Annotated in this window: 5 protein-coding genes; 1 reads left to right on the top strand and 4 read right to left on the bottom strand. The window is 49.5% G+C overall.

All coding sequences use genetic code 11. The annotated features are described in order from the left end of the window. Positions 1-398: 398 nt before the first annotated feature. The 4 genes from F4X88_18780 to F4X88_18765 all read right to left on the bottom strand — a co-directional run bounded on the left by F4X88_18780 (position 399) and on the right by F4X88_18765 (position 4,973). The gene (locus F4X88_18780) at positions 399-2,042 is read right to left on the bottom strand and encodes a tetratricopeptide repeat protein (GenBank protein ID MYA58334.1); all 1,644 of its coding nucleotides are present in this window, start codon (positions 2,040-2,042) and stop codon (positions 399-401) included. A gap of 4 nt (positions 2,043-2,046) precedes the next feature. Next, on the bottom strand, positions 2,047-3,021 hold the full coding sequence (locus F4X88_18775; protein ID MYA58333.1) for a hypothetical protein: 975 nt from the start codon (positions 3,019-3,021) through the stop codon (positions 2,047-2,049). A 1-nt stretch (position 3,022) separates the two neighbouring features. After that, entirely contained in the window at positions 3,023-4,195 is a 1,173-nt protein-coding gene (locus F4X88_18770; protein ID MYA58332.1) for an L-rhamnonate dehydratase, read from the bottom strand. Positions 4,196-4,277: 82 nt separating this feature from the next. Continuing rightward, complete coding sequence (locus F4X88_18765) at positions 4,278-4,973, bottom strand: superoxide dismutase family protein (GenBank protein MYA58331.1); 696 nt, start codon at positions 4,971-4,973, stop codon at positions 4,278-4,280. A gap of 161 nt (positions 4,974-5,134) precedes the next feature. Between F4X88_18765 and F4X88_18760 the strand changes: the two genes are divergently transcribed. After that, a complete protein-coding gene (locus F4X88_18760) occupies positions 5,135-5,980 on the top strand; it encodes a hypothetical protein (GenBank protein ID MYA58330.1) in 846 nt (281 codons plus the stop codon). Positions 5,981-6,000 lie beyond the last annotated feature (20 nt).

Genomic DNA, 6,000 nt, shown 5'->3' with positions numbered 1-6,000 from the left:
CGTCCATCATGCCGTCGTCCATCATGCCATCGGTCATCATGCCGTCGTCCATCATTTCTGAATCGCTGTCCATCATGTCATCCATAGCGGGGTCCATGATTTGTTGAGCTCTGTCGCAAGATATAAAGGCGAAACAAGCGATCAAAACCGCAATGAAAAGTATCTGAAATTTTAACATTGTTAGTGCTCCTTATACTGTATACTTCCCTATTCCTATATACTAAAGTGAATAGTTATGGAAAAGTCACGAATCTCATAGTGCGATTTCAAAACAATAAAGTTTATTCGGGTTAGATGTGACTCTCCACATCCATTGACCATACAATTTGAGTAAATTATACTATTTTCTACTTTAATTTTCAACAAAAAACGCGAAAATTATAATTTGGAAGTTGCCGCTATGGATTGGCTTTTAGGATTTTTGAACGAATTTTTAGAACGTAGGGGTGTTTGGGGGTTTGGACAAAAGCAGTTTCAATTTCACGGCGTGCATCAGGAATGCGGTTGAGGCGATAGTAGACCAAAGCAAGTGTGGCACGATGTATCGGTTGATCGTCGCTTTCAACTGCGGTCTCGGCAAGGGTCAGTGCTTCGTCCAATTCCCTGTTTTCCGTTGCGAGTAGGGACGCTAATGCCTCTTTGGGAAACGGAACGCCTGGGGCGAGTTGGAGGGCGCGACGGAAATCTGTCTCTGCCATACTGGATTTATTCTGTTTTTGGTAAATCTTGCCACGCCACAAGTATCCAGGGGCCCATGTCGGTTCGTGTTGTATTCCCATCGTGAGCGCGTCTGCGGAGGTTTGTAAGTCCCCGGACTTCTCATGCAAGTTTGCGAGTTGAACGTAGGCGTCCATAAAATCCGGTTCGTGTTGGATAAGCGAGAGATAGTGGGAAACCGCTGCGGCTTGGTTGCCGAGTCTGGCATCTATCATGCCGAGGTGCAGAAGTGCCTGGCGTGAGGTAGGTTCCATCATGAGAACCCGTTGATACGATTTCTTGGCATCTACGAATTTTCCGAGTTGCATCTGAACGTAGGCATAATCTTTCAAAGCGGGGATAAAGGTGTCATCCGTTTCGATGGCTTTTTGAAGAGGTGTTAAGGCGCGCTGCGGTTGTTTCTTCTCAATGAACCAATGTGCTTGACCGCGATAGCGTTCCGCCAGTATTCGACGATAACGCGCTTCGGCAATTTCAGCTTCTCCGGTGTTCCCTATATGACCGAGAACATCTGCCAGCGATTTGTAAAAAATAGGTTCTTCTGGAGCATATCGGATGGCACGTTCATAGAAACGTTGGGCGACAGCGAATTGTCCGCGTCTCGCGCCGATCTCACCGCGCCCGAAAGCGGCACTGGCGAGTGTCTCGTCTTGGGTGAGTGCTTCCCGAAATACGGCATCGGCTTCGTCAACGCGGTTGAGTTTGAGAAGAACGTGCCCAAGGTTATTGTAGGCAGCGGGCGCCTCTGGATGTAGTTGCACAGCGACGATATAGTATCGCCGTGCCTGCTCTAAATTTCCACGCTCAGTTTCAATCTGTCCTAAAGCAAGATACCACGCCACTGGGGCATCTTCACCCGCGCCTTTAATGGCTTTTTGGAACCACATATCGGCTTCGGCGAGCTGTTTATTGCGATGATATGCAGCAGCGAGTTTGCCTTGCACCGTAAGCTGTAAGCGAGATATTGTAATATTGCCTTGCGGGTGTGTTGAAAGGACTCGCAAGGCACGTTGGAAAGCAGTAATAGCGGTGGGATAGTCCTTCAGTTTTGCGGCGGCATCTCCCGCGCCGATGTGAACAATCGGAGAATCTGGTGCCGTTTTGCCGAGTGCCTGATATAAACGGAGGGCCTCGCGCCATTCCTCCGCTTGAAGTGCACGCTCGGCATCTTTCAACTGCTTCTGGAATTCTTTAGGATTGTCCGCTATATCGTCGCCAGAGGTCAACGCAGCGAGTATAAACAGAAGTGTGGCAATAACAAAATATGCCCAGCCGTTTGGAGGCTGTTTACCTGTCGCACGTCTTCGGGGCTGATTGTACCGCATCCGTTTACTTCACCTCACTCTTTTCTTCTGCAAGTTCATCATCCAAAATATGCCAAGTTTCCTCTTCTTTCCTTTGAATTAGCCATGTTTCAAATTGTTCATTTGCCAACTCCTGCCGAATCCGCTCTGTAATTTCCTCACTGACTTCTGGGTATGTTTTTTGATACGCTGAATTATTCCGGATGCGTTCGACGATCTGGTATCCCTCCGAAACGCGGAAGGGTGTGCTCCGTTCAGAAACTTGTAATTTCGTTACGATAGCCCCCAAGGGTGTGTCTATTTCAAGCGTTGTGACCTCGAACCTGAGTTCTAACTGTGTTTCATAAGTTTCACGGACTGCCTGAAATGTCTGTCCCCGTTGTAAACGTTCATTGAGTTTTTGCACCAGGGTCTCGGCTTCCTGTTTTTCTACCTCGGATCCATTCTTTGGTATGACGATAAGTAGTGATTTGAAGGTAACTGTCGGTGGCACAATAAACTCGGCACCATTGGCATTGTAATACGATTTGGCTAATTGCGCGACCCTTTCGCTGTTGACGGTATTGAAAAATATGCGGCGAAAGAATTCATCGTAAATCAACTGATCGTAGACCCATGCTTCTATTGCTGATTTTTCCAATTGGGAGTGCTGCAAAATGCTTTGAAGTGCTGTCTCCGAGGCATATTCGACGGAAATTTCTGCTATTTTTGCGGCGACTTGTGTATTACGTTCGGTTACGACGATGCCGCGCCGTTCGGCTTCTTGTAGGACGAATGTCCGGTTGATGAGGGTATGGAGTGCCGCGCGCTTCTCAGCAAGGGGCGGAGGCGCGTCGGCACGTATTCCTAAAAAAACTGTAGCAATACGAAATTCATCTTCGAGTTCGCTACGTGTGATAGCATCCTCGTTGACGACCGCGACAATTGAATCAATGAGTGTTTGGGCGTGGACGTTACCACCGATACAGAGTAGGATCAGAAAGGTGATGTAGCGCATCATATTACCGCGGATTCCTCGGCGTTAGCCACGCCTCTTCAATGTGCAAGCCGAGTCCGGGACCATCATTCGGAGCGATATAACTATCCCTTGGGAGCGACTCACCTTCAAAGCGTTTCGTTTCCTCTAACGGAACACCCGGCGGCGTCCCGAGATAGTATTCTACCCACGGCGTGTTCGGCATAGCAGCGGAAAGATGGAGTCCAGATTGTCGGAGTCCACCGCCGTGGAAGATAACAGTAAGACCAGCGGCATCTGCGAGATGACAAATTTTGACGCATTCGGTTATCCCGCCTACCCAGAAGGTATCGGGTTGCAGAATATCCAAGCACCGTTTTTCGATAATCTGCTGAAACGGGAAACGGGTATAGTGGTGTTCGCCACTTGCTAAACTCACCCAATCGACCGCCTCTCTGACTTTGACTAAGCCCTCGATATCTTCTGGGATGAGGAACTCCTCAATCCATTTGAGGCGATACGGACGGAGACGGTGTGCTAAGCGGATGGTGTAATCGACATCGAAAGCCATGTAGCAGTCGAGCATGATTTCAACATCGTCACCGACTGTTTCTCTGGTCTTCGCGACCAGTTTTTCGTTCTCTTTCAAGCCCCATTCGCCATCTACTGGTCCATAGGGACACGCCAATTTCACGGCTTTGAAGCCGAGTTCCAACTGCCAATCGGTATCGTTGCCTGTGGCGTAAGCGAACATCTTTTCGCGCAGCGGTCCACCGAGCAGCTCATAGACGGGTTGGTTTTTGATTTTGCCGTTCAGGTCCCACAAGGCGATATCAACCCCACTCATCGCGCAACTGGTTAAGCCTTGCGAACCGTAAGGTTTGGACATACGGAACATCATATCCCAAATCTTTTCAACGGCAAAGCAGTTCTCACCGATGAGCATGGGTGCGAAGTGTTCATCAATGATTGCGGCAACCGGTGTGCCGAAAGAGGTCTCTCCTATGCCCCAAGTGCCGTCTTCGGCGGTGACTTTGACGTAGACCTGATCCCATGTCTTCGGCATCCAACTGGAACGGTGGCGTTTGTATTGTGGATAGCGCGACATGGGATTTGCGACTTCAGCGTGGACATTCCACGACTCGCGTCGAGGTTCCGTGCGTTTGATGTCTCGTTCTGGCACGTTGATCCGGACTGTCTGTATGTCTTTGATTTTCATCGTCTCGCTCCGTTCAAGGTTTGTGGCATGATACCATAACGCAGTGTTTAATTCAAGAGGTTTTGGAACAAGATAAGGGAGATTATTTCGTCAGTTCTATCAAACCACAACCGATTTTGGCACCGCCTCCGGGTAGGATTGTAGGGATCGTCGTCTGCGCGTTGGCGTGGGCGTGTGCTGGTGTCCCCGGTGGATGGAAATGCGGTTGGACGGTCTCCATATTCATGTCCGTTTGCATGTTCATGGGGTGCGCATGCGGATGGGTTAGGAAAGTGTCACCCGTTTCATGAATCATAATCAGTTTGCCGAGAATGTCGGTATTTGGATCCCTTCCAAGGGACCAGAACGGTGTCATAAATTCTAAGATCCCTGTCCCATCTTTTCCGACTGTGATGTTACCGACTTCGCCTACACCGATAGGGGGCGTATCAAGTGTTGCTTGGACGACAGGGATACCGGACGTACCTGCTGGAATCCCCATAGGGTGCCAATGCGGTCCGATGTCGGCGCAGCTGCTACCTGTATGGAGATGGATGGCGTGCAAGCCCGATGTAGCACCCTGAATTTCGATGACAACGTGAACCTCTGCATCCATTTCTGTGAAGGTCGCTGTGCCGGTTAGACCACTCCCCTCTATTTCAGAAATGGTGGCAACTGCGACTTTGTCAATGGATTCTGTGGGGGTCATCTGGGTTGGAATTTTTTCGCAACCGATTACAAGGCATGCCGCGATGATAAGGGTGATTATTATTTTATACGTATGGCGTTTAAAGTCCATAGGGGTCAAATGGTTCCTTTCGGTGTGATGCTATAAGTATTATATTACATTTCGGTGTTGAAGTCAATCAAGCCTTACGTTTCAGCAACTGAGATTATGCTTGACATTCCATCCGATATTGATACAATAAAGGCATACTACCCAAAACATGGAGGAATGAGATGGGTTATAAATTAGATCCGAACGCGATGTATCGGATGCCGACACATTTTGGACCGAGGACGGGACCGAGATACGGACCCGATGGTAGAAAATTTGAGTGTAAAGATAACCCGAAATCAACGTCAGTTTCAGTGAGTTTCCTGACAAACAGCGAGCAACTTGAAGCATTTCTACCGCCAGGCTTCTCGCTCAACGGCGAACCCGTTGTGTCTGTGTCTGGGGGCTATATGAAGGAAATTGAATGGCTTGCAGGACGCGGCTACAATACGCTCGGTGTTAGTTTTCCGGTGGTTTACGAAGGTGAAGTGGACAGGGCGACGGGTTCTCTGTTGACAGTGCTGTGGGAAAATCTGACGGATCCGATTTTAACGGGACGTGAGGAATTAGGGTTCTCCAAGATCTATTGCGCACTTCCAGATCCGATAACCTTTAACGGTGAGACACACTGCACTGCGAGTTGGCTCGGTTTTAAGTTCATGGACATGCGCGTGAGGGCGACGGAACAGGTCCCGATCCCCCCCGCGTCCCCGCCGCCGCAAGCGAGTGATGAGCAACCGCTTACTGGTAGTTTACATTACAAATACATGCCGAGAACGGGGGTATGGGGCACTGAGGATATTGCCTATGCTGTGCTGACACCATCGCATACACCGAACCGGGTCGTGCAGGAGCAGTGGCGCGGCGAGGGAACCGTCGAATTCCACAAAGCGCGCTGGGAAGACCTACCGACACAATACAACATTGTCAACGCCTTCCACGACTTGGAAGTCAAGGAGTGGCGTGGTGCCTCTATCGTTAAAAGCGTCGGTGGAAAGGACCTGAGCGACCAACGCATCTTGCGTTAATCAGTTGTCAGTTATCGGTT

Source organism: Candidatus Poribacteria bacterium, from assembly GCA_009839745.1.
In the GTDB taxonomy this organism is placed as follows: Bacteria; Poribacteria; WGA-4E; order WGA-4E; family WGA-3G; genus WGA-3G.
This window is presented reverse-complemented; position numbering and strand designations above follow the sequence as displayed.